General features: G+C 63.8%; 24 protein-coding genes. 13 read left to right on the forward strand and 11 right to left on the reverse strand.

Annotated features, from left to right (window positions below; genetic code table 11):
- Positions 1 to 134 precede the first annotated feature (134 nt).
- On the forward strand, positions 135 to 992 hold the full coding sequence (locus AB0N65_RS13995) for a prephenate dehydratase (RefSeq protein WP_364162781.1): 858 nt from the start codon (positions 135 to 137) through the stop codon (positions 990 to 992).
- On the opposite strand, the gene AB0N65_RS14000 is transcribed toward AB0N65_RS13995, so the two are convergent.
- The 6 genes from AB0N65_RS14000 to AB0N65_RS14025 form a co-directional block, all read right to left on the reverse strand.
- The gene (locus tag AB0N65_RS14000; protein WP_364162496.1) at positions 993 to 1,415 is read right to left on the reverse strand and encodes a low molecular weight phosphatase family protein; all 423 of its coding nucleotides are present in this window, start codon (positions 1,413 to 1,415) and stop codon (positions 993 to 995) included.
- On the reverse strand, positions 1,412 to 2,065 hold the full coding sequence (locus tag AB0N65_RS14005) for an arsenate reductase ArsC (RefSeq protein WP_364162499.1): 654 nt from the start codon (positions 2,063 to 2,065) through the stop codon (positions 1,412 to 1,414). The genes AB0N65_RS14000 and AB0N65_RS14005 overlap by 4 nt, the downstream gene beginning before the upstream one ends.
- A gap of 44 nt (positions 2,066 to 2,109) precedes the next feature.
- Positions 2,110 to 3,486, reverse strand: a complete 1,377-nt coding sequence (locus AB0N65_RS14010) for an NAD(P)-binding domain-containing protein (protein ID WP_364162502.1) — start codon at positions 3,484 to 3,486, stop codon at positions 2,110 to 2,112.
- Between the two features lie 31 nt (positions 3,487 to 3,517).
- Positions 3,518 to 4,495, reverse strand: coding sequence for a thioredoxin-disulfide reductase (gene trxB / locus AB0N65_RS14015; protein WP_364162505.1), 978 nt, complete (start codon positions 4,493 to 4,495; stop codon positions 3,518 to 3,520).
- A 28-nt stretch (positions 4,496 to 4,523) separates the two neighbouring features.
- Positions 4,524 to 4,958 carry an arsenate reductase ArsC gene (locus AB0N65_RS14020; protein WP_364162508.1) on the reverse strand — a complete coding sequence of 145 codons (435 nt, stop codon included), beginning with the start codon at positions 4,956 to 4,958 and terminating at the stop codon, positions 4,524 to 4,526.
- Between the two features lie 140 nt (positions 4,959 to 5,098).
- A complete protein-coding gene (locus tag AB0N65_RS14025; RefSeq protein ID WP_364162511.1) occupies positions 5,099 to 5,773 on the reverse strand; it encodes a helix-turn-helix domain-containing protein in 675 nt (224 codons plus the stop codon).
- A 46-nt stretch (positions 5,774 to 5,819) separates the two neighbouring features.
- On the opposite strand from AB0N65_RS14025, the gene AB0N65_RS14030 reads away from it, so the two are divergent.
- Positions 5,820 to 6,545, forward strand: coding sequence for an aquaporin (locus AB0N65_RS14030; protein ID WP_364162514.1), 726 nt, complete (start codon positions 5,820 to 5,822; stop codon positions 6,543 to 6,545).
- Between the two features lie 31 nt (positions 6,546 to 6,576).
- Complete coding sequence (locus AB0N65_RS14035; protein WP_364162517.1) at positions 6,577 to 6,924, forward strand: metalloregulator ArsR/SmtB family transcription factor; 348 nt, start codon at positions 6,577 to 6,579, stop codon at positions 6,922 to 6,924.
- A 123-nt stretch (positions 6,925 to 7,047) separates the two neighbouring features.
- Here the strand turns inward: AB0N65_RS14035 and AB0N65_RS14040 are convergent, their stop codons facing one another.
- Positions 7,048 to 9,219: an efflux RND transporter permease subunit gene (locus tag AB0N65_RS14040; protein WP_364162520.1), complete on the reverse strand. Its 2,172-nt coding sequence runs from the start codon at positions 9,217 to 9,219 to the stop codon at positions 7,048 to 7,050.
- Positions 9,220 to 9,380: 161 nt separating this feature from the next.
- Between AB0N65_RS14040 and AB0N65_RS14045 the strand changes: the two genes are divergently transcribed.
- The 3 genes from AB0N65_RS14045 to AB0N65_RS14055 all read left to right on the forward strand — a co-directional run bounded on the left by AB0N65_RS14045 (position 9,381) and on the right by AB0N65_RS14055 (position 11,776).
- The gene (locus AB0N65_RS14045) at positions 9,381 to 9,878 is read left to right on the forward strand and encodes a MarR family transcriptional regulator (RefSeq protein ID WP_364162523.1); all 498 of its coding nucleotides are present in this window, start codon (positions 9,381 to 9,383) and stop codon (positions 9,876 to 9,878) included.
- Between the two features lie 81 nt (positions 9,879 to 9,959).
- Complete coding sequence (locus tag AB0N65_RS14050; RefSeq protein WP_364162525.1) at positions 9,960 to 10,775, forward strand: methyltransferase domain-containing protein; 816 nt, start codon at positions 9,960 to 9,962, stop codon at positions 10,773 to 10,775.
- A gap of 17 nt (positions 10,776 to 10,792) precedes the next feature.
- A complete protein-coding gene (locus AB0N65_RS14055) occupies positions 10,793 to 11,776 on the forward strand; it encodes an aldo/keto reductase (RefSeq protein WP_364162528.1) in 984 nt (327 codons plus the stop codon).
- A gap of 42 nt (positions 11,777 to 11,818) precedes the next feature.
- On the opposite strand, the gene AB0N65_RS14060 is transcribed toward AB0N65_RS14055, so the two are convergent.
- Positions 11,819 to 12,910, reverse strand: coding sequence for a DNA polymerase IV (locus AB0N65_RS14060; RefSeq protein WP_364162784.1), 1,092 nt, complete (start codon positions 12,908 to 12,910; stop codon positions 11,819 to 11,821).
- A 194-nt stretch (positions 12,911 to 13,104) separates the two neighbouring features.
- On the opposite strand from AB0N65_RS14060, the gene AB0N65_RS14065 reads away from it, so the two are divergent.
- Complete coding sequence (locus AB0N65_RS14065; RefSeq protein ID WP_364162531.1) at positions 13,105 to 13,731, forward strand: LysE family transporter; 627 nt, start codon at positions 13,105 to 13,107, stop codon at positions 13,729 to 13,731.
- 3 nt (positions 13,732 to 13,734) lie between these two features.
- On the opposite strand, the gene AB0N65_RS14070 is transcribed toward AB0N65_RS14065, so the two are convergent.
- Positions 13,735 to 14,769, reverse strand: coding sequence for a LacI family DNA-binding transcriptional regulator (locus AB0N65_RS14070; RefSeq protein ID WP_364162534.1), 1,035 nt, complete (start codon positions 14,767 to 14,769; stop codon positions 13,735 to 13,737).
- Between the two features lie 190 nt (positions 14,770 to 14,959).
- On the opposite strand from AB0N65_RS14070, the gene AB0N65_RS14075 reads away from it, so the two are divergent.
- From AB0N65_RS14075 to AB0N65_RS14085, 3 genes are read left to right on the forward strand one after another with little or no spacing between them, the layout of a single operon-like run.
- Positions 14,960 to 16,027 (forward strand): nucleoside hydrolase, encoded by a 1,068-nt coding sequence (locus tag AB0N65_RS14075; RefSeq protein ID WP_364162536.1) that lies wholly within the window; start codon positions 14,960 to 14,962, stop codon positions 16,025 to 16,027.
- A complete protein-coding gene (locus AB0N65_RS14080; protein ID WP_364162539.1) occupies positions 16,027 to 17,469 on the forward strand; it encodes an MFS transporter in 1,443 nt (480 codons plus the stop codon). Before AB0N65_RS14075 ends, AB0N65_RS14080 begins: the two co-directional genes overlap by 1 nt.
- Complete coding sequence (locus AB0N65_RS14085; RefSeq protein WP_364162542.1) at positions 17,466 to 18,431, forward strand: ribokinase; 966 nt, start codon at positions 17,466 to 17,468, stop codon at positions 18,429 to 18,431. The genes AB0N65_RS14080 and AB0N65_RS14085 overlap by 4 nt, the downstream gene beginning before the upstream one ends.
- A gap of 70 nt (positions 18,432 to 18,501) precedes the next feature.
- Here AB0N65_RS14085 and AB0N65_RS14090 read toward each other — a convergent pair whose 3' ends face one another.
- The gene (locus AB0N65_RS14090; protein ID WP_364162545.1) at positions 18,502 to 18,888 is read right to left on the reverse strand and encodes a hypothetical protein; all 387 of its coding nucleotides are present in this window, start codon (positions 18,886 to 18,888) and stop codon (positions 18,502 to 18,504) included.
- Positions 18,889 to 18,986: 98 nt separating this feature from the next.
- On the opposite strand from AB0N65_RS14090, the gene AB0N65_RS14095 reads away from it, so the two are divergent.
- From AB0N65_RS14095 to pabB, 3 genes are all read left to right on the forward strand, one after another.
- The gene (locus AB0N65_RS14095) at positions 18,987 to 19,619 is read left to right on the forward strand and encodes a TetR family transcriptional regulator (RefSeq protein ID WP_364162548.1); all 633 of its coding nucleotides are present in this window, start codon (positions 18,987 to 18,989) and stop codon (positions 19,617 to 19,619) included.
- Positions 19,620 to 19,734: 115 nt separating this feature from the next.
- On the forward strand, positions 19,735 to 20,304 hold the full coding sequence (locus AB0N65_RS14100) for a low molecular weight protein-tyrosine-phosphatase (RefSeq protein ID WP_364162551.1): 570 nt from the start codon (positions 19,735 to 19,737) through the stop codon (positions 20,302 to 20,304).
- The gene (gene pabB, locus AB0N65_RS14105) at positions 20,301 to 22,352 is read left to right on the forward strand and encodes an aminodeoxychorismate synthase component I (protein WP_364162554.1); all 2,052 of its coding nucleotides are present in this window, start codon (positions 20,301 to 20,303) and stop codon (positions 22,350 to 22,352) included. The genes AB0N65_RS14100 and pabB overlap by 4 nt, the downstream gene beginning before the upstream one ends.
- On the opposite strand, the gene cls is transcribed toward pabB, so the two are convergent.
- Positions 22,353 to 23,825, reverse strand: a complete 1,473-nt coding sequence (cls, locus tag AB0N65_RS14110; RefSeq protein WP_364162557.1) for a cardiolipin synthase — start codon at positions 23,823 to 23,825, stop codon at positions 22,353 to 22,355.
- Between the last annotated feature and the right edge of the window lie 85 nt (positions 23,826 to 23,910).

Here is a 23,910-nt window from a genome sequence, read left to right on the forward strand (position 1 = left end):
TATTCATTTTTTGGTCTTTTTGGGGGGGTTTTTGCGCTCAAAATAGGCGAAAATTTGCCCCCTACTTGGGTGCTGCTGGCCATACCGTGGACGCTTTTGCGCAGGCCCACACTCTGCATGAAACCATGAGCACCATGTCCCAGAAGATTGCGTACCAAGGCGAACCCGGAGCCAACTCGGACCTCGCATGCAAAGAAATGTTTCCCGAACTCGAAAGCGTGCCGTGTGCCAGCTTTGAGGACGTTTTTGACCTCGTATCCACCGGGGACGTGGACCTGGCCATGATTCCGATCGAGAACTCCATCGCGGGACGGGTGGCCGACATCCACGTATTGCTGCCCCAATCCAAGCTGCAGATCGTCGGTGAGTATTTCCTGCCGATCCGCTTCGATCTCCTGGGCATCCCTGGCAGCACTATCGAAGACGCAACGGAAGTGCACAGCCACATCCACGCTTTGGGCCAGTGCCGCCGCATCATCCGGGAAGCCGGACTCAAGCCCGTGATCGCGGGTGACACGGCCGGGTCAGCACGGGAAGTCCGCGACTGGAACGATCCCCGCAAACTGTCTCTCGCTCCCCCGCTTGCCGCCAGCCTGTACGGGCTGGAAGTCCTGGCATCAGGCGTCGAGGACGACCCCACCAACACCACACGCTTTGTTGTGCTGGCTAGGGAACGTGAGCTTCCAACGAAGGAAGAACTCCCCGGACCGGCCATCACCACGTTCGTGTTCCGGGTCCGCAACGTCCCCTCTGCCCTCTATAAGGCACTTGGTGGCTTTGCGACGAACGGCCTCAACATGACACGGCTGGAGAGCTACATGGTGGGCAACGAGTTCGCCGCCACCATGTTTATCTCCGACGTCGAAGGCCACCCGGAGGATGCGCGGCTAAGGCGCGCGCTCGAGGAACTCGAGTTCTTCACCACGGAAGTGCGGGTTTTGGGTGTGTATGCGGCTGATGGTTACCGCGAGCGGAACGCGGTCAGCGCGTAGTTACAGCTCGCTGCCGGCAATCTCCCCGTGCAGTTTCCCTACCCGCGCTTTGATGTCGTCCCGGACCAAACGCATGCGTTCCATGCCCTCGATCCCGCGCTCTGAAGGCTCGTCGGTTTCCCAGACTTCGAACCGCTTTCCGGCAGGAGGATCGAGTTTCGCTTCTGTGCCAAGGACGATGACCGTGTCCACCAAGTCAAGGACTTCGTCCGTAACCGGTTTGGGGTGCTCGCCAGTGATGTCGATCCCCACCTCGGACAGGGACTCCACTGCTTGCCCGTTCAAGGATGGACCAGGCCTGGTGCCTGCCGAGAAAACGGTGACAGCGTCCCCGGCACGATCGCGCATCAGGCCGGCTGCAAGCTGGGACTTGCCGCCGTTCTTGCTACAGATAAAGAGGACCGCTGGTTTGTGTTGGGTCATGAGGGCTCTTTCGTAAATGATGCCACCAGGTCCTTGACTCGTTCATGGATTTCATCGCGGATCTCGCGGACGGTTTCGAGGGGCTGGCCCGCCGGGTCGGTAAGTTCCCAGTCTTCATAGCGTTTACCCGGGTAGATGGGACACGAGTCCCCGCACCCCATGGTGATGACCACGTCCGAGGCCCGGACGACGTCGTCGGTGAGTGGCTTAGGATACTCCCGGCCTAAGTCCAGCCCCATTTCCTTCATCACCGTCAGCACATTCGGATCCATTTGCGAAGCTGGCATGGATCCAGCCGAGCGGACACGAATCCTGCCCCGGGCTTCTACATTGAGAAGGGCCGCGGCCATCTGCGAACGGCCGGCGTTTTGAACGCAAACGAACAGCACTTCCGGAGCTTCCGTGATGACGGAACCCTTGGACTTAGCCAATGCATGGAGCCGGTCAGTGGCGAAATGCTCCGTGGTCGCCGGCAAATAGGCACTGATCTTTGCTGTTCGTGCCAATGCCGCGTAGGACTCGAAGACATAGCGCTCCACCGTCTCGGTGGCGAAAGTACCGGCAAAACGGTCGGCAAGGCGGTTGCTGATACGGTGCAGGACTTCGGTGTTGTCCTGCAATCCCAGCGTCGTTTCCTGGTGTTCGGTCATGGCAGTTCTCCCTTTAGGTGTCCAGCTCGCGAAGCGAGCCGCTGCTAGCTTTGTCCGGAGCGTCCATGGACCAGTCCGGTGGGGAATCCGATCAAGACAGGCTCGGGCGCGGCGCAGCAGCCGGTTTCGTCCTCGACGGGGGCCGACGCAGCAGGAACGTCGCAGCTGGTCCCGGCGTCGCTTGAGCAGACCCCGGTTTCGGGCAGCTCAAGGTGGACTGTGTCCGCCGCCGTGTGGTCGCCGGCGAGCGCCGCGGCTACGGAGCGGACCTGCTCATAACCTGTGGCCAGCAGGAAGGTAGGCGCTCGGCCGTAGGACTTCATGCCGACGATGTAGAAGTCCTTTTCCGGATGTGCGAGCAGCCGGGCGCCATGCGGCGGCACAGTGCCGCAGGAGTGAAACTCAGGGTCGATCAGCGGCCCCAGTGCTGTGGGCGCTTCCACAGCAGGATCGAGGTCGAGGCGGACTTCGCGGAGCATGTCCAGGTCGGGGCGGAAGCCCGTACAGGGCACGACGACGTCCGTCACCACTGTGCGTCCGTCACCGGACTTTACGGTCAAGCCCCCGTCAGAAGAGTTGAGGGATGCAATGGCAAAGCCCGTGTGGAGTTCAATCTTCCCTGATTCCACCAAGCGGCGGAGCCTTGAGCCCAGCTGCCCCCGCGCGGGCAGCCCGTCGGCGTCACCACCACCGTAAACCTTATCCGCCGAGGCGCCCCGGACAGCCCACCTGATCCGGGTCTCGGGCTCCTCTTTGGCCAGGTCTGCCAAGTTGATCAGGGTGTTCGCGGCTGAGTGACCGGCACCAACTACCAGCACCCGACGGCCCGCGAATACCGCGCGCTCCCTGCCGGTGACATCGGGCAACGGTGATGAGATCCATTCTGCAGCAGCGTGCTCGCCGATTGCGGCCAGGCCGGATGTGCCGAGCGGGTTGCGCGTGGACCAAGTCCCGGAAGCGTCGATGACCGCGGACACAACATGGTCGCGGACCTCCCTGCCTTCATGTTCAACGCGGACAACGAAAGGTGTTGTGTCGCGGTCCCGGACATGGGTCTTATCGAGGCCCTGGCGGGTGACCGCGAGTACTCGCGCCCCGGTTAGCAGGCGTGAAGCAATTTCGGGCGTCGCAGCCAAAGGGGCCAGATATTTGTCCATGATCTCCCCACCGTAGGGCAGCGCAGTAAGCCTGGGTGATTCCCATCCCCCGGCCTCCAGCAGACGGACGGCGGCCGCATCAAGGTTGAACCGCCACGGAGAGAACAAGCGAATGTGGCGCCATTCTTCGATTGCTGCACCTGCACCGGAACCGGCTTCGAAAATCACGGGCTCCAGGCCGCGTTCCAGCAGATGTGCGGCGGCGGCGAGTCCGATGGGTCCGGCGCCTATGACGGCCACGGGGAGGTTCTTCAGGGATTCCATGCGGTCCTCTGTTTCGTGTGGGCTGGCTTTATCAGAAGTGCGTGGGCTCTTCGACCAAGGCTGTGGCGATGCTTTCCGCGTCTTCCAAGGCGGCAAGGTAGCGCTCGGCGTCAAGTGCAGCAGCGCATCCCGTGCCCGCCGCCGTGATTGCTTGACGGTAGCGGTGGTCCACGGCGTCGCCGCAGGCGAAGACTCCGGAAAGATTGGTGCAGGTGGTGGGTGCGTCCACCTTGATGTAGCCCTCGGCATCGAGGTCCACTTGCCCCGCCACCAGCTCAGTTCGAGGTAGGTGACCGATCGCGACGAAGATCCCGGTGGCATCCTGATGACGCTTTTCGCCGGTACGGGTGTCGGTGAGGGTCACCCCGGTTACTTTCCCGTCACCGTGGATCGCCGTGACTGCAGAGTTCCAGGCGAAAGTGATCTTGGGGTTGTCCTTGGCGCGCTGGGCCATGATGCGGGAAGCACGCAGTTCCCCTTTACGCACCACGACGGTCACAGACTTGCCGAAACGCGTCAGGAAAGTGGCTTCCTCCATGGCGGAGTCACCGCCGCCAACCACAATGATGTCCTGCTCCTTGAAGAAGAAGCCGTCGCATGTGGCACACCAGGAGACACCATGTCCGCTGAGCTTCTTCTCTTCCGGCAGCCCCAGTTCCTTGTACGCCGAACCGGTAGCGAGGATGACGGCGGGCGCCTCGTGCGTCTCCCCCGACCCGGTGACTACGCGCTTGAGGTGACCTTTCAAGTCAACTTCAGTGACGTCGTCGAACACTATGCGGGCGCCGAACTTCTCAGCCTGCTCCTGAAGCCCATCCATGAGCTCCGGGCCTTGGATCCCTCCCGGGAATCCGGGAAAGTTCTCCACCTCAGTGGTATTCATCAAGGCACCGCCGGCCGTGACGGAGCCAGCAAGGACAAGCGGGTTCAAGCCGGCCCGTGCGGCGTAGATGGCAGCGGTGTACCCGGCAGGGCCGGACCCGACGATGATCAACTGTTCGGTGCTCACGGAGTCTCCTTCGGAAGGGTCGCTGGTGCTACTGGGCGTCTACGTGCCGCGCCGGCAACAGTTCGGCAATCAGCCCTTCAATGCGGGTCCTGATTTCGTCGCGAATGGGGCGCACGGCGTCGACACCCTGCCCTGCCGGGTCCTCGAGGACCCAGTCCTCGTAGCGCTTGCCGGGGAAGTAGGGGCACTCGTCGCCGCAGCCCATGGTGATGACGACGTCGGACTCCTTGACGGCCTCGGTGGTGAGGACCTTGGGAATCTCCGAGGACATGTCGATGCCAAGTTCGGACATCGCTTCAACTGCGGCGGGATTGACCTTGTCAGCGGGCTGCGAGCCGGCGGAGCGGACCTCAATCTCCCCCTTTGAGAGCGTGGTGAGAAACGCAGCAGCCATCTGCGAGCGACCCGCGTTGTGGACGCAAACAAAGAGGACGGAGGGCTTCTTGACGGTTTCGGTGCTCACGGGTTTCTCCTGGTTCGGTGGGTCTTGCGTGGTCAAGGTCGTCGTGCCGTACCGCTGCTCGCACCTGGATATTGATGGTTGTCGATGCATTGAGTATCGGCCGATAGATCGATGATTGTCAATATTTGGTTGAATTGGATTCAGGCAACGCGGAGTCGGGGTGCCAAGTCGGCAACGCGCCGGGAAATGTCCTCAAACGCATCCTCAAACGCCTGCTTGCTATTGCTACGCAAAGGATCAGGAACGGACCAGTGAATCCCTCGCAAGCCGGGCAACTCTTCATGCGCGTTGTCGCAAACGGTCACCACAAGGTCATCGGCCCGGGCAACGTCCGCCAGTTGCCGGGGCGTAAGACCGCTTAGGTCCAACCCATGACGCCGGGCAACATCCACAGCACCCCGGGACACGGCATCCGCCGGACGGGTCCCTGCCGAAGAAGCCGGGATTTCACTCACCTGCCGCCAGAGTGCTTCCGCAATCTGCGAGCGTGCGCTGTTCCGCGTGCAAACGAACAAGACCCTACGCGCGGCGTGCCCGCGCCCAGGCGTCAGGCGATCCAACGCGCCGGCCGCCAGGCGAAGATAGCTTCGCCGCTTATCAGCCTCCGAGCGATGCCGCACGGCGAGGCCTGCATCCTCAAGCGCCCGGAGGTGGTGCGACAAGAGATTGGACGGCATGCCGAGTTCCGACTGCAGTTCCGACGGCGAAAGATCTCCGAGCGTCAGGAGGTCCACGATGCGCAAGCGCGCAGGATCCGCGAGGGCGGCATACCTGGCCACCCTCACTTCGAGGGGTTCGTTTTGCTCAATTTCCATTGATTCAATTTTGACTGAACTATCTATCCTGCGTCAAGCTTGTGCCATGACCTCACACCTGCCACCGCTTTTGCGACGTGCCCTGGCCGAATTCGTCGGTACAGCACTGCTGGTTTCCATCGTCGTCGGCTCCGGAATTGCGGCCCAACAACTCTCCCCCACGGATACCGGCCTGCAACTGCTCCAGAACAGCACGGCAACAGTGCTGGGGCTGACGGTGCTCATAGTCATCTTTGGACCAGTCAGCGGCGCGCACTTCAACCCTGTCGTTTCACTGGTGGACTGGATCCTGGGGAGGCGCAGCGGGAGCGGCCTGACCCTGGCCGAAATGGGCACATACGTCCTGGCACAAACCGTGGGAGCGATTGGCGGCAGCTTGCTGGCGAACGCCATGTTCGAGGTAGGCACAGCCATCTCCACCAAGGACCGGCTCACGCCGGGCCACCTTCTGGCGGAAATTGTCGCAACGGCAGGGCTGCTCCTGCTGATCTCCTCCCTGGCAGCTACCAAGCGGAGCACTCTGGCGGCGCCCGCAGTTGGCGCATACATCGGCGCCGCATATTGGTTTACGTCGTCCACATCCTTTGCCAACCCGGCCGTGACCGTGGGGCGTGTGTTCAGCGACACCTTTGCCGGCATCGCACCATCATCCGCACCTGGCTTTATCGCCGCCCAGTTGATCGGCGCGGCCGTAGGACTCGGTTTGCTGGCACTACTTTTCCCTGTATCGTCGCGCTCCGCGGACGACGTCGTGGTTCCGTCCATTCATTGATGAATATCAATATTCGGGCATAATGGGGTACATGACCGCGCTGCCCACCTTCGCCTCGACGGACCCGAACTACTGCCCGCCGGCGACTGATCCTGGCTTGGATGCGTACGAGGCGCAAGTACGTGCGTCTGTTTTCAAAGCACTCGCCGACCCCAACCGCCTCCGCCTGTTCTCCATCGTAAAGAATGCGGAAGGCGGCGAAGCTTGCGTTTGCGATCTCACCGGGCCTCTGGATCTTGGCCAGCCAACCGTGTCCCACCACCTGAAGATACTGGTCGATGCCGGACTGCTGCACCGTGAAAAGCGGGGAACCTGGGCGTATTATTCCGTGGTTCCCGGGGCAGTCGAGCGGACCACGGGTTTACTGGCGAGCCTGTGACGGCGAGCCCATGAGTGCGTCCCGCCCGTGACGTCCCGCCGGTCGCGGCCCCGCGGGTCACGGCCCCGCCCGTGACGTCCCGCCGGTCGCGGCCCCGCGGGACGCACGCCCACCACTGACGGCCTAGATGCCCACCGTCGCGGCTTCCTCCTCGCGGCGACGCGCCCTGTCATCAGAACCACGCCCCATCTTCCCCGGCCACCAGATCCGGTTCCCAATGTCGTACGCCAGAGCCGGGACGAGCAGCGAGCGGACCAGCACGGTATCCAGCAGCACACCGAACGCAACGATGAACGCCAGCTGCGCAAGGAACATGATGGGGATGACGCCCAGTGCGGCAAACGTTGCCGCCAGCACGACGCCCGCGGAGGTGATGACACCGCCCGTCACGCCCAGTCCCCGCAGGATGCCGGCGCGCGTCCCGTGTTTGAGGGACTCTTCCCGCACCCGGCTCATCAGGAAGATGTTGTAGTCCACGCCAAGGGCCACCAGGAACACGAATCCGAACAAGGGAACGGTTGCGTCAGCACCCGAGAACCCGAAGATTCCGTTGAACACCCACGCGGAGACACCCATCGCGGCGCCATACGACAGCACCACGGATAACACCAGCAGGACCGGCGCCACGACCGAGCGCAGCAGCAGCATCAGGATGATCAGGATGACCACCAGGACGATCGGAATGATCACCACGAGGTCCCGCTGTGCGGTGGTGTTGGTGTCCAGCGCGGTGGCCGTGACCCCGCCAACCAGCGCGCCGCCGTCGACCTCCTTGACCGAAACCCGCAGCGCCTTCACAGCTTCCTCGGCCTCAGTCGAATCCGCCGCCGAGTTCAGTGTCGCGTTGATCAGGACTTTGCCATCCCGGACGGCCGGATCGGCGGGCGCGCCCGGGGCGCCGGTGATAGGCACGTTGCCTTCAGCCAGGAGGTAGGCGTCGCCGACGCCGTCGGCTGCCTTGACCTTCTCCAGGACCTGCTGCGCGTCCGCCTCGGAGGCAACCACGACGGCGGGGCTGCCGCTACCCGCGTCGAAATGCCGCGCCAGCGCGTCCTGACCGTCAACAGCGTCGGACGCGGACAGGATCACGTCGGTCTGCGGGACTCCGTTGGCTTTCAATTGGAGCACTCCGGCGGAGGCAACCAGGAGCAGCAGGACCGAAGCGACCCACACGACGCGCGGCCGCCGGGCAACCAAACGGCCCGTGGCGCGCCACAAACCCTTTTGCCCCTCAAGTCCGGCGGCCAGCTCGGGTTCGCGTTCGCCGTCGGGCAGCAGCTTGGGCCGGAAGGGCCAAAAGGCGGCACGGCCCAAGAGGGCCATGAACGCGGGCAGTAGCGTCAGCGCGGCGAAAAGCGAGCACACAATACCCGCCGCCGCCACGGGTCCCAAGGCCTTGTTGGAATTCAGGTCCGAGAACAGAAGGCAGAGAAGGGCGATGATGACAGTGGCGCCGGAGGCCAGAATCGGTTCGAACGACGCCTTCCACGCAGTGAGGACTGCCTGCGTGCGATTCGTGGTGTGGGTCAAGGCCTCACGGAACCTTGCCACGTAGAGCAACGCGTAGTCCGTGGCTGCGCCGATCACCAAGATGGACAGGATGCCTTGACTCTGTCCGTTGAGCTGGATCCAGCCCGCCTTGGCCATGCCGAACACCAGCAGAATCGCTGCACAGAGCGCGAACACGGAGGTTAACAGCACTGCGATCGGCAGCACCAACGAGCGGTAGACCAGCAGCAGGATCACGAATACAGCTCCGAGCGCCACGAGCAGGAGAATGCCGTCGATGCCACCGAAGGCGTTAACAAGGTCGGCCGTCAGCCCAGCCGGGCCGGTGACGTAGGCGCGCATGCCATCGGGGGCTCCCGGTTGGACGATGTCGCGCAGTTCCTGGACGGCTTCGCGCAACTCGTCGGACTCGGCGAGCGGAACGATGAACTGGACGGCCTTGCCGTCTTCCGAAGGAATGGGACCAACGACGGCGCTGCCCAGCTTGAGGGCCTCGATGTCGGCTTTCAGCTGGGCTGCTTCGCCAAGCTGGGCCGGGGTGAACGCGGCATCCCCCTCGACGATCACCACTGCGGGGACTTCCTCGGACTCACGAAACTTCGCCTGCCAATCGCCCGCCTCGGTGGCTTCTGCACCGGCGGGAAGGAAGGACGTTTGGTCGTTCGACGAGACTTCCTCCAGCCGCCCGAACGTCGGGCCGCCAACTCCCGCTATGCCGAGCCAGGTGATGACCAGCACCACGGGCACCAGCCAGCGCAGCCAGAACGGTACTTTCTGCGTTCTCATGAATCCTTCTTCCGAAAGCTTGGGAGTCTCTTTATTCCACCATAGAATATCTCTATCATGGAAGTAATCCAAGCCTTTGAGGGCGCTGATGCCGGAAACCCGGAGGGCTGGGAGTAATATCCGGAAGGCAGTTACCAAGGACAAGCAGGCGGGAGGGCGCGATGTCGGACGCTTCAAACCCGCGCCCGGAAGGCGGCGTTCCGCAGGACCTGATCCGACTCCTACAGGACTTCACCCTGGAGGCCAACCACTACGTGGACACGGCTGGCGGGAAAAACGATATGCATCGGACTGACCTCAACGCGTTGGCCGTCATCATGCGACACTCCGCTGCAGGCAGGGTGGTCACGCCGGGCGTCCTCCGCAGCGAACTGCGCCTCAGTTCCCCCGCCACCACGGCGCTGGTTGACCGCCTGCACGCATCCGGACACGTCACCCGGGAACGCCTCGGCACCGACCGCCGGCAGGTCCAACTGCACATGACCCCCAAGGCCTACCGCGACGGCAGCGCCATGTTCCTCCCACTGGCCATGCGGATGGGTCAGGCCATGGGCTCCTACAGCGACGCCGAATTGGACGTGGTCCGCCGCTTCATGACCGACATGGTGGACGCAACCATCGAAGCCCGCCGGGAAGCTGCCCGCCCGGAACCCAAGTAGGTCGCATTTGTGCGCGTTTTGGACGCTCAAAACGCGCACAAATGCGACTTACTTGGGGAGGCCAAGCTGTAGCGTTTCCCTATGAACGCGCAGCAGCCTGAAGATGTCTACACCCACGGGCACCACGAGTCGGTTGTCCGGGCCCACGCCTCACGGACGGCCGAAAATTCGGCCGCGTTCGTGATACCGCACCTTACGCCCGGGACGTCAGTGCTCGACGTCGGCTGCGGACCTGGCAGCATCACTTGCGATTTCGCGGGGCTGGTTGCGCCCGGTCACGTCATCGGCTTGGACCGTTCGGCGGACATCATCGCCCAGGCGACGGAACTGGCGAAGGACCGTGGCGTGGGGAACGTGGAGTTCCGCACGGGAAACATCTACGACCTCGACTTCGAAGACGAAACCTTCGACCTCGTCCACGCCCATCAGGTGCTGCAGCATCTCACCGATCCCGTGGCCGCCCTGCGGGAAATGCGTCGAGTCGCCAAGCCCGGAGCCATCGTTGCCGTGCGCGACGCCGATTTCCACGGCATGAGCTGGTACCCCGAAGTCCCGGAACTCGACGACTGGATGGAGCTCTACCAAAAGATCGCACGCCGCAACGGCGCCGAACCCGACGCCGGCCGACGCCTGGTCTCCTGGGCGCAGCAGGCCGGGTTTGCACAGGTTTCCCCGAGCAGCAGCAACTGGCTCTACGCCACGGCACAGCAACGCGCCTGGCAGTCGCGGGTCTGGAGCGAGCGCGTGCTGCATTCAGCTTTTGCCGAACAAGCATTGGAATACGGTTTCGCCAACGAAGCCGATCTTGCCCGGATCGCCGCGGGCTGGCACCGCTGGGGAGCAACCGATGACGGCTACTTCCTCATCCCGAACGGGGAGGTCATCGCGCGGGCGTAACGCATATAGTCAAACCCATGGAAAAGCGCATTCTTGGCAGGACCGGCCGATCAGTATCCGTCATTGGATTGGGAACGTGGCAACTCGGGGCCGACTGGGGCGACGTCACCGAAGAGGACGCCCTTTCCGTCCTTGAGGCCTCCGTAGAGAGCGGGGTCACGTTTTTCGACACCGCCGACGTGTACGGTGATGGTCGGAGCGAGCAGTTCATCGGGCGCTTCCTGCGGGCCAACCCTGAGCTGGACATCACGGTAGCCACCAAGATGGGCCGGCGCGTCGATCAGGTGCCGGAAAACTATGTCCTCGAAAACTTCCGGGCCTGGACTGACCGTTCCCGCCGCAACCTCCAGCAGGACACCTTGGACCTCGTCCAACTGCACTGCCCTCCCACCGCCGTTTACAGCACCGGCGAAGTCTACGACGCACTGGACACGCTCGTCAGCGAAGGGGCTATCCGCAACTACGGCGTCAGCGTCGAGCGCACGGATGAGGCGCTCGAAGCCATCAAGCGCGGGAACACGGCGTCCGTCCAGATCATCCTGAACGCGTTCCGCCTGAAGCCGCTGGACGAGGTCCTTCCCGCAGCCAAGAAGGCCAACGTGGGCATCATCGCCAGGGTGCCGCTGGCCTCGGGCCTCCTGTCCGGCAAGTACACGCAGGACACGGAGTTCCCGGAAGATGACCACCGGAACTACAACCGGACCGGCGCTTCGTTCGACGTTGGCGAGACCTTCTCCGGCGTCGACTTTACGGCCGGCGTCACCGCCGCGCAGGAGTTCAGCGGTTTAGTGCCCGACGGCGTGACCACCGCCCAAGCGGCCCTCGCCTGGGTCGTCGCTCAGGACGGGGTCAGCACGGTCATTCCCGGTGCCCGATCGGCCGGGCAGGCACGGGCAAACGCTGACGCGGGAGATCTCCAATCCGTCGGGGCCGCACTTTCGCCAGGGGCACGCGACATCTACGACCGCTACTTCCGCGAAGCGATTCACCCGCGCTGGTAGCTGCCAGTCCGCCGTCGTACGTCTTTTTCGGCGACGCCGGCCTCACCAGCCGCTGCGCGTGGGCGTGTGGCCCTTGCGGGCGTCCTGCGGCATGGCCATTTCGGCGCGGAGTCCCAACAGGCGGATGGGGCGGTCGGGTTCCATTTTTGCTGTGAGGTTGAGGGCCTGGGCCAGGACCTCGTCGCGGTCGAAGGTTTCGGGAATTTTCCGCGCGTAGGTTTTGGTGAAGAACGGCTTGTAGCGGACCTTGAGTGTGAGTCCGACCACCGGTCGGCCTTCCGCGGCGACGTCTTCGAGGACCCTGGCGGTGAGTTCCTTGATTGCGTCGCTGACCTGCGCGGGTTCGGTGAGATCCTGCTGGAAAGTGGTTTCACGGCCATGTGCCCTGGCGACCCATGGGGTGTCGTCGACTTCGGTGGCCCCTTCGCCGCGTCCGAGTTGGGCATACCAAGGGCCCATTTTCGGGCCGAACTCTTGGACGAGGCTGGCGGGATCGACGGCGGCGAGCTCGTTGACGGTATTGATGCCGTGGGTGGCGAGGCGCTTGGAAATCTTGGGCCCCACGCCCCAAAGCTCGATGGTCGGCCTGGCGCCCATGACCTCGAGCCAATTCTGCTCGGTGAGCCGGAAGATGCCCGCGGGTTTGCCAAAATCCGTCGCGTTCTTGGCGCGGACCAAGTTGTCACCGATGCCCACGCTGCAGTGCAGTTGGGTGTTTTCGAGGACCGCCTCCTGGATTTGCTTGGCGTAGGCTTCGGGATCCTCTGTTCTCACGCCGACGAAGGCCTCATCCCAGCCGAGGACCTGCACTGTAGCTCCGGGCTGCTCGCGGAGGGTTTGCATCACCACCTCGGATGCCGCGAGGTAGGCCTCCTGGTCGACGGGAAGGATGATGGCGTCGGGCACTTTCCGGGCGGCGATGCGCAGCGGCATGCCGGAACCGACGCCGAACGCGCGCGCCTCGTAGGATGCCGTGGACACCACGGCCCGCTCCGTGGGGTCTCCCCGACCGCCCACTATGAGGGGTTTTCCAGCGAGTTCGGGCCGCCGCAAGATCTCGACCGCTGCGATGAACTGGTCGAGATCGACGTGCAGGACCCAGGGGATTCCGCTCACGGGACCAGTTTGCCTCATCGCTGCGGGCTGTGGCTGTACCTTCACGACCTTCTTTGAGCCCGGCCGCGGCGTAAATCAACCCATCCAGGGTGCATTCCGCCACTGGCGCGGCCAAAGTGGGTCGTGACGGTACGCACCCCGAGCCCGCCGCCCGGCAAAACCCGCGGGAAAGCACCCCGTCCCAACCACCAGCCCCACCGACATAAGCTGAGATGGTGCAATTTTCCCTTTGGCTGGCCTTGGTTGGCGCCGGCACCCTGATCAGTTTCACTCCCGGCGCCGGGGCAATCTTCACCATGAGCAACTCGCTCAACTCGGGGTTCCGACGCTCCATCTGGGGCATCCTTGGCCAGCAGGTTGCCCTGGTCATCCACATCGTGATTGTGGCTTTGGGCGTGGGTGTTCTGGTCTCCAACTCGCCGGTGATCTTCAACATCATCCGCTACGCGGGCGCCGCCTACCTGGTGTATCTGGGCATCCGCCAGTTCCTGCACAAACCCGACCTGGATAAGGAAGAAGTCCAGAACAAGAAGAACGAGCCCGCCCTGTCCATGTTCCAGCGTGGCATCTGGGTGAACCTGCTGAACCCCAAGGCAATCGTGTTCTTCCTGGCCTTCATGCCGCAGTTCATCCGGCCGAACGAGCCCCTACTGCAGCAATACGTGGTGTTGACGGCAACGGTGTTGGCCATCGACATCATGGTGATGTGGTTCTTCTTCGCCCTCGCGGCAAGGTCTTTCCAGCGTTTCACCCACAACGAGCGTGGCCAGAAGATCCTGAACCGCATCTTCGGCTGCCTCTTCGTCCTGGTGGGCATCCTGCTGGCGGTCATCCACTAGGCCTTACCCGGGGACCGTGGACCCCCGGACCACCAACGAACTCTCCAAAGTCACGTGGGCCTCGGCCAAGGGCACGCCTTCGATGAGCCCGCGCAACTGCTCGCCCGCCTTGCGGCCCAGCGGCGTCGCGGGCAGGTGGACGCTGGTGAGGCCCGGGTTGCTGGTGGCTGAATACGGCAGGTCGTCGAAGCCGGCCACTGCGAGCTGCCCGGGGATGCGGACACCTTCCACCCGCGCCTCCTGCAGCACGCCATAGGCGTGGGTATCGGTACCGCATACGACGGCGGTCACCCCGTCGCGCTGCCACTGCGGCCACGCTTCGGCAAAGGCAGCCGCGGCAGCACCGACATCGATGGAGGTGCTGATGATGTGGTCTTCGGAGACCACGAGGCCGCAGGCGGCAGCCTCGACAAGGAAAGCCTCACGCCTGAGCTGGAACGTTGCCGTCCCGGTAATGCCATCGACGTACGCAGCACGGGTATGCCCGGCGGAAGCCAGGTGTCGGGCGAGTTCGCGCGCACCTTGGGCGACGTCGAGGTTCACCGACGGTGCGTACGATTCCAAGCCCGGTGCATCCAGCAAAACCAACGGTCCCGCTGCAGAAAGGTCTTGGAGGAACTCAGCGCTCGGTGCACCGACAAGGAGCCCTGCCGGCCGGAGCGCAAGGAGTTTCCGGACGTCGTCGGCTTGCGGTGACTCGCCGGCATCGGTCACGGAGAGCAGCAACTGATACGAGGACCCCAAGGACTCCCGCACCCCGGCAATCACATTCGCGAAGAACGGGTTTGAAACGTCCGGGGTCACGAGGATCACTATGGAACTGACCCCGCGGGCAAGGGAACTGCCGATGCTGTCCACCACATACCCCAGTTCGGCGATGGCTTCACGGACACGCGAGATGTTGTCTTCGGAGACCCTCCCCTGTGTCTTGCCGTTGGCAACCAAGGAAACAGTCGCCGTCGAAACCCCCGCCCGGGCGGCCACCATCGCGGCCGTGACTCGGGGCGCGCGCTTGCCAAGGCGGTCGGGGTTGTCCATGCATCGATCCTAGCCTTGTTGCACACCTCCCACGCAGCCCAGGGCATCAAGCGCTTGACGTATTTCACGTTAAGCGTTTGACGCAGTCCCCGAACGGGTGCCATGATTCCTCTGAATGCTGACAGCCCTGTCCGGCGCGGCAACTGAGACATCAACAAAACCGGACAGGCCCCAATGACGTGGAGAGAACGTGGAAACGAACACCCGCAAAAAGATCATTCTTGATTGCGACCCCGGCCATGACGACGCTGTGGCTTTGCTGCTGGCTCACGGCAACCCGGACATCGAACTGTTGGCCGTGACCACCGTGGTTGGAAACCAAACGCTCGAGAAGGTCACCCGCAACGCGCTGTCCGTGGCCACGATCGCCGGCATCACGGGCGTCCCGTTCGCCGCAGGTTGCGACCGCCCGTTGGTCCGTACCATCGAAACCGCCCCCACCATCCACGGCGACAGCGGAATGGATGGCCCGGAGCAGCCCGAGTCCACAGTCGAGCTGGACCCGCGCCACGCCGTCGACCTCATCATCGAAACCGTCATGGCGCATGAGCCTGGCACCGTCACTTTGGTTCCCACCGGCGGGTTGACCAACATCGCCATGGCCGCGCGCAAGGAACCCCGGATCGTTGAGCGCGTCAAGGAAGTCGTCCTCATGGGCGGCGGGTACCACGTGGGCAACTGGAGCGCCGTGGCCGAATTCAACATCATCATCGATCCTGAGGCCGCCCACATCGTCTTCAACGAAAAGTGGCCGGTAGTGATGGTGGGCCTCGACCTCACGCATCAAGCCCTTGCCACCGACGAAGTCGTCCAGAGTATCGCCAAGATCGGCACCAAGCCCGCCACATTTGTCCTGGAACTGATGGAGTTCTTCAAGAAGACCTACAAAGACGCGCAAGGCTTCGACTTCCCGCCGGTGCACGACCCCTGCGCCGTCGCCTACGTCATCGACCCCACCGTCATGACCACACGCAGGGTCCCCGTGGACATAGAACTTCAAGGCAAGCTCACGCTCGGCATGACGGTGGCCGACTTCCGCGCCCCGGCACCCGAGGATTGCCACACCTCCGTGGCCGTTGACCTCGACCACAAGAAGTTCTGGGACTTGGTCACCGACGCGATCGAGAGGATCGGAGAGCCCGACGGCGGCCCGTCACCGAGTGCCGACGTCGCGGACTCCGACGTCACGGACGCCGACGTCACCCAGGCTGCCGAAGCCGTGGCGGTCGAGTCCGTGGCGGCAGGAGAGGCAAAGTAATGACCACCCCAGCAACAACAGCGAAGGGCAATGTCACCGCCCTCATGGTCGCCCTGCTCGCAGCCTGCGTGGCTTTCCAGCTCAACGCCTCGATGCTCAGCCCGGCCCTGGTCACCATGGGCAACGAACTCCAAACCGATCAGGCAACCATCGGCCTGTCCCAGACCTGGTTCTTTACGGCCGCGGCGCTGTTCTCGCTGTTCCTACCGCGCCTCAGCGACATCGTGGGCCGCAAGAAAATCCTCCTCGGCATGATGCTCCTCATGGCCGTCGGCTCAGTCATTGCCGCACTGGCACCGGACGTCACGTGGCTGTTTGTTGGCCGCATCATCCAGGGCGTCAGCGGCCCCACTGTCCCGCTCTGCCTCATCATGCTTCGCTCCGCAGTGTCCAACAACCGTAAGTACGGTGCCCTCATGGGCCTGATCACTGCCGTGAACGGTGGCGTGGCCGGCGTTGACTCCTTCGTGGGCGGCTACTTCGCAGAGAACTTCGGCTTCCGCAGCATCTTCTGGCTCATGGTCGCCCTGGCCGTCATCGCCACAGCCCTGACCGCCCTTCTGGCAGGGGAGAGCAAGCCCGCCGCCGGTACCACCATGGACTGGCTGGGCGTGTTCTTCATCGTGATCGCTGTCGGCGCGCTGCTCACCGCACTGAACGAGGGCGCAAAGCTTGCCACCGCTTTCGACGCCGGCACCCTCACGCTCGCCGTCGTCCTCACGGTGATCGCCGCCGTCGCGTTCTTGGCGTTCTGGACCGTGGAGAAGCGGGCAAAGCAGCCCATGGTGGAAACCGTGCACCTGCGCCAGCGCTCCACGTGGGCTCCTCTGCTGACCACCACCCTCACCATGACCGGCATTTTCGCAGTGATCAACGGCATTGTTCCCGCATACGTCCAGGCCGCCGATCCCGGTTTCGGCGTTGGCCCCACCGAGATGTCGCTCATCATCCTTACTCCGTACGCGCTCCTCGGCTGGCTGTTCGGACCGATCAGCGGCCGCCTCGCCCCCGTCCTGGGCTACACCAAAGTCCTGCGCATCGGCCTGGTCGGCAGCTTGGTTTCCTTAGCCATCATCGCGTTCTTCGGCCTCAACAACCTGCCCATGATGATTGCGGGAACGGCCTTGCTGGGCATCATGTACGCCGGTACCGTCAACATCATGCTCAACGGACTCGGCGTGGTCCTCTCGCCGCAGGGAAACCCCGGATTCCTGCCGGGAATGAACGCGGGCGCCTTCAACCTTGGCGCGGGACTGAGCTTCCTGGTCCTTCCCGCCGTGCTGGTGGCAACGTCGTCGCTGGGTGATGCCAAGGCGTCGTACCTGACGGTCGTGGTGGTGGGCCTCGCCATTACGCTTGCTGCGTTCGGGGCGTCGCTGTTGATCCCCAAGCCCGTCGACGCTGAAGTTACTGAGGCCTCGGAAGCAAAGGTGACCGTATGAGTACTGAAACCAGCGCACCCAAGGCGGGGATCGTCGTCGTGGGTTCCCTCAACGCGGACCTGACCATCTACACCGAGCGCCTCCCGCAGCCCGGCGAGACCGTTCACGGCAACGGTTTTGCCGTGAACCCGGGCGGCAAGAGCGCCAACCAGGCCGTGGCTGCGAGCAAGTTGGGCGGGGCCGTGACGCTGATCGGTGCTGTGGGCGATGACCCCAACGGCGCCATGCTCCTGGAGTCGACGGCCAACGCCGGCGTGGACGTCTCGCGCGTCCGCCGCTCGGACGCCGCCACCGGCGTCGCCGTCATCTCCGTCGACGCGAACGGCGAGAACAGCATCATCATCTCCGCCGGCGCCAACGGCACTCTCTCGCCCGCCGACGTCGACGTCGCCGCTTTCCAGGACGCCGCAGTGGTCTGCCTCTGCTTGGAAGTGGGCATCGATACGGTGATTGCCGCCGCCCAGGCAGGGCACGACGCCGGAGCCACAGTCCTGCTGAACCTCTCGCCTTACTCTGAGGTACCCGGGTTACTGGCAGGACTGACTGACGTGCTGCTGGTCAACGCGCACGAGGCCGCCCTGTTCCTTGGCAGCGAAGCTGTTATCCCCGCGGCGGACGCGGATGTCGCAGCGTGGGAGCCGGTCCGCAGCCAGTTCGCCGACCGCGGCATGCAACGGGTACTCGTGACGCTTGGCTCGCAGGGTTCGGTGGTGTTGGATTCGTTGGCCCGGGGAGCCGCGGACCAGCTCACCCGGATCGCCCCGACGCGCGTTTCAGCCGTGGATACTACGGGAGCCGGCGACGCCTTCACGGGCGCCGTCGCAGCACGCCTGGCCGCGGGTGATTCCCTGGCCGAAGCCGCCGCGTTTGCCTCAGTAGCCGCTGCGTTGGCAGCGACGAAGAAGGGCACGCAAGCGGCCTACGCGAACAGCGCCGAGGTGGAGGCTGCGCGCACGTCTTAACCCAGCCTCCCCACCCAACTAGGTCGCATTTGTGCGCGTTTTGGACGTCCAGAACGCGCACAAATGCGACCTACTTGGGTAAATCGGAGTTGCGGGCTGCCCGTTGCGCGTTACGCTGCGCTGCCTTGCGGGCCAGGTGTCCGTGGCCGGCCATGAGCTTGGGGACTACGAAATACACCGCCACAGGAACCACCAACGCCGTCAGCAGGAGCGCCCGCAGCACGGGGTGCCAGGAATCCATGAGCGGACCCAAAGCCAGCATGCCGATGGAAACGAGCGGGAAGATCGCCAGCCACGTAATGACAGCGCGAACGTGGACGGAAGGCATGGGTGGGCGGGGCGGGGTGGCGGCGGTTGCCTGCGCGACGGCGGTCGCCTGCGGGAACGCGGGGGCCTGCACGACGGCGGGCGCTCCGGCTTCCGCGGTAGCGATGTCGGGAGTAGCTTGCGTGGTCATGGCATCTCCAACCAGATAGTTGTAATTGGCTTGAACTCACAGTAACCGCCTGCAGGAGCAATTACAACCACTTAGTTGGAAAATGCTAAAGTGAAGCTATGGCATGGGACACAGAGCGGACCAAGGCGTTGCTGCTGGAGGCGGCTACGTCCGAGTTCTGCGCGCGTGGCCTCGCCGGCGCCCGCATCGATCGGATAGCAGCCGAGGCCGGCGTCAACAAAGAGCGGATCTACCAGTACTTCGGTAATAAGAACGCACTGTTCGACGCCGTCATCGTTGCTGCTTTGACCTCCCTCATGGATGAGGTTCCCATCGAAGGCAGCGGCCCCGAAGCCATGGCCGACTATGCCGGGAGGCTCTTCGACCACCACCAAAAAGACGCCACGGCACCCCGACTGCTCTTCTGGGAAGGCCTGGAACGCGGCACCGAAGTGGTGGGCCTCCCCAAGCGGATGGCCAACTGCGCCTCCAAGGTCAACAGCACCCTTGCCGCGCTCCCCGGAGTGTCCAGGGAGGATGCCGGAGATCTGCTCATCACCATCGTGAGTCTGTGCGATGCCGCCCCGGTCCTGCCCGCCCTCGACGGACTCATGGCCGGCTCGGCGCCAGGCCGCGCACAAAGGCGACGCGCCGCCGTCGTACGCACCGTATATCTGGCCGCCAAAGCGCTTGCCGCCGAGGCCGCGTCGGCTGCCAAGTCCCAAAGCGGGAAAGCCCCCGCAGCCAGCTAAAGCAGCCCAATGGCCGCAGCGCCCCACTACCCTGTGACAGCTTTGACACCAAAAGTGACTTACTTGTGAAGTGTCCCCCTAGCCAAGAAGGGGTGCCATCAACCATGCTTGCTGCATGTACTCAAAGACGAGCCCATACCGCATCATCACGGTCTGCACGGGAAACATCTGCCGCTCCCCCATGGCGGCACTTATGCTGACCGAAGCCTTCGCAGCGGAAGGACTCGGCGAGCTCGTTGACGTCGACTCAGCGGGCACCACGGCGTACGAAGTCGGGCACCCCATCGACCCCCGGGCAGCCCGCAAACTCACAGCACACCACATCGCTTCCGAGGACCATGTCGCCCGCGAATGGCGTCGGGAATGGTTCGCCGAGCGTGACCTGATCCTTGCCCTCGACGTCGACCACTTCGGCTGGCTTCAGGAAGGCGCTCCGGACCGGGAATCCCTTGCCAAGGTCAAGATGCTGCGCAGCTTCGATCCCCGGATGGCCGGCCGGAGCTCCCTGGATCAGGGCATCGAAGACCCTTGGTACGGCGGACACACGGACTTCGACAACACGTGGACCCTCATCAAGGCTGCGATTCCCGGCATTGTGCAGCACGTCAAGGAAGCCATCTCGGAACAGGCCGGAATTGAGCTGAATCCAGCCCGCGAGCCTCAGCAGGTAACCTCTATGTCATGACCCCTGCACCCGTGATCATCGCTGTAGACGGGCGGTCCGGCGCAGGCAAGACCACGCTGGCCGTCGAGTTGGCGGCCCGCTTGCGGGAGCACCACAAAGTTTCGCTGTTCCACCTTGAGGACATCTACCCGGGTTGGAACGGCCTCGCCACGGGCATCGAACGGTACGTCGCCACTGTTCTCACGCCGTTGAGCCAGGGCGAAGCGGCCGAGTGGACCAGTTGGGACTGGGAACGGCATTACGACGGCGAACCCCGCGTCACGCTGCCCGCGGAGATCGTGATTGTGGAAGGCGTCGGCGCTGCCGCTGAAGCGGCCCGGTCCATGCTCGACGCAGTCGTATGGGTTGAAGCAACAGGCGAGGACCGTCGTCGACGTGCCTTGGCGCGCGACGGAAGCACCTACGAACCGTACTGGGACACCTGGGCTGCCCAGGAGGACGACTGGCTCGCCGCGGATCCGGTGGCGCGGGCAGCCGATATCAGCGTGCAAAACCGCGCCGATGGCAGCGCGCCGGACGACGTCCTCCTCACCCTGACTTACTTGCCGTCCTTGGCAGCAGTTTTGGCCCCCGAGCTCAGCTCACGCCGCGGCCTTCAGTTGCGATCCGAGCGGGTCGAAGCCGCGCCTGATGCCGAGGCCCTCTTCCAGCGGCTCTACGGGACCGCACCGAACGCCGCCTGGCTCGACTCCTCGAATTCTGCGACGGCCATCACCGGCGGCACCCAGGCTGCCGCCCGCAGCCGCTTCAGCATCATGGCCGACGACGGCGGCACGTTCGGTCAATCTGTGCTCCATTCAGCGGGGACTTCCCAACTGACGGCAGGCTGCGCCACCGTGCAGATGTCCGGGCCCTTCTTCCGCTGGCTGGATTCCGTGTGGGGCAGGCGGGCCGTCCGGGCACCTGAAGGCTACGAAGGCCAGTTCACGCTCGGCTGGCTGGGTTACCTGGGCTACGAACTCAAGCGCGAAACCGGCGGCAACGACGTCCGATCGGACACCCCCGACGCCGCCCTCCTCTTCGCCGGCAGGGCGCTGGTACTGGATCATCGCGAGCGCGCCGTATGGCTGCTCGCCTTGGACGCGCCGGACGCCGACGCCTGGTTCCAGGAGGCTCGAACCGCCGTGGAAGCTGCCACCGCGCCCCCGACGGCCGCCGTCGTGACGCCTGCCGCGTTTTCCGCGTCCGGTCCCGTTCCCGAGTTCACCTGCCGTGACAGCGCCACCGACTACAAGCGCAAGATCGCCGACGCGCAACACGAAATCAGCGAGGGCAACTCCTACGAAGTTTGCCTGACCACCACTTTGGAAGCCGACGCGAGCGGACTGGATCCCTGGCAAAGTTACGTTAACCTTCGACGCCGGAACCCGGCTCCGTTCGCCAGTTACCTGCGATTCGGCGAACTGGCGGTGGCCAGCACGTCACCGGAGCGTTTCCTTCGTATCTTGTCCGACGGCGGCATGCGCGCCGAGCCGATCAAGGGCACCCGCCGCCGCTCCAAGGACGACGGTGAGGACATCCGCTTGCGTCATGAGCTTGAAGAGTCGCTCAAGGACCGCGCGGAGAACATCATGATCGTGGACCTGTTGCGGAACGACCTCAGCCATTACGCCGTTCCTGGTTCTGTCACAGTGAGCCGGCTCTGCGCGATTGAAAGCTACGCCACAGTCCACCAGATGGTGAGCACGGTTGACGCCCAGCTCCGTCCGGGTGCTCCGCGGGCCGAGGCCGTGGCTGCTGCGTTCCCTGCCGGCTCCATGACGGGAGCCCCAAAAATCAGCACCATGGACATCCTGGACCGGCTTGAGGCAGGTCCGCGTGGGATCTATTCCGGCGCGGTGGGTTACTTTTCGCTGAACGCGGCAACGGATCTCGCGGTCGTCATCCGCACGCTGGTGGTTAACCCCGGTGGTCGACGCGGACGGACGCTAAGCCTTGGGGTCGGCGGAGCCATTACGGCTGACTCGGTTGCCGACGACGAATACGAAGAGATCCGCACCAAGGCCTTCGGTGTGCTGTCCACCCTTGGAGCCGACTTCCCCGCCTGATTATTGGAGGGTGGCGGTCAACCGCGCCACGTTATCCACATACTTGGCCAGAGGGGGTCTGTGCACCCAGTCGTCGAGGGTAAGCTCGCGGGATACCTCGCGATACGTGGACTCCACGGCGCGCATCAGGTTCACGGTTTCGGCGCCCAACAGCATCACCGAAACCTCCATGTTCAAGGAGAAGGAGCGCATGTCCATGTTGCTGGAACCGAGCACGGCCACTTCGTCGTCGATGGTGAAATGCTTGGCATGGAGGACATACGGGGCCCGGTACAGATAGATGCGAACGCCCGCGCCCAGGAGGGCCTCGTAATAGGAGCGTTGGGCGTGGTGCACCAGGAATTGGTCGCCCTTCTCCGAGACGAACAGTTCCACGTCCACCCCTCGCTGGGCGGCGGTGGTGATGGCATAGAGCAGGGAGTCGTCCGGCACGAAGTACGGGCTGCAGATGGAGATCCGCCGCTGGGCGGAGTAAATCAGCGTATTGAACAGGCGAAGGTTGTTCTCAGTGGCAAATCCGGGGCCGCTGGGCACCACCTGGGCTGTGACATGGCCGGGTGGAGGCTGGGACGGCAGGCGGAGTTGGCCTTCAAGTGACTCGTCGGTTTCGCTAAGCCAGTCCGTCGCGAAGACCACGTTGAGGGTGGGCACGATCGGCCCTTCAAGCCGTGCCATGAGCTCAACCCATTTCCGGCCGGCGCGGCGGTGCTTGGGGTTGTTGTAGGAAGGCTCGATCAGGTTCTGGGAGCCGGTGAAGGCCAGCACCCCGTCGATCACCAGGATTTTCCGGTGGTTCCTGAGGTCAGGTCGCCGCCATTGCCCGTGGATCGGCAGCAGCGGGAGCATGCGTTTCCATTGGATCTTGCCTGCTTTGAGCCTGCGGACGAGGCGGCGGTACCCCTTGATGCGCAGGGTTCCGATGTGGTCGAAGAGCAGTCGCACCGTGACTCCGCGTTCGGCGGCGTTCTCGAGCTCGGTCAGCAGTTCATCAGTGACAGAGTCGCTGCTCATGATGTAGAACTCGGCGTTGACGTACTCCTTGGCACCCCTCACCGCTTCAGCCATGGCTTTGAGGGACTCCTCGTACCCGGGGATCAGTTCCACCTTGTTGCCATCGACCATGGGCAACGAACCAAGCCGGTGGTTGAGCTCCCCCGCGGACCTCACCCATTCCGGTCCGGAGTACGCGCTCACGGGATCAGCCAGGTCGGACGTCACAGCCCGGACGCGGGCATTGACCTCCTCTTGCTGCTCGCGCCTGCGCTTGGACAAGCGGAAGTTGCCGAAGAGCAGGAACAGGACGAACCCCACCGAGGGAATGAGGAAAACCGCAAGAAGCCAGGCCATGGCTGTTGTAGGGCGGCGGTTGCCGGGGATGATCCCCAGGAGCACTATGCGCATAATGACTTCCGCAATGGCCCAGGCCCCCAGCAGCCAAGTCCATTCCAGGCCTAGCGGAAACGGAAAAAGCACTCGACAAACCCCCACGGTCCAAGAACTAACGTTGATGACAGCCTAACCGGCAGAAATGCCCCTGTTGGGCGCCACTAAGCTGGGA

Origin of the sequence: Paenarthrobacter sp. NPDC089322 (assembly GCF_040684895.1) — a bacterium.
Taxonomy (GTDB): Bacteria; Actinomycetota; Actinomycetes; order Actinomycetales; family Micrococcaceae; genus Arthrobacter.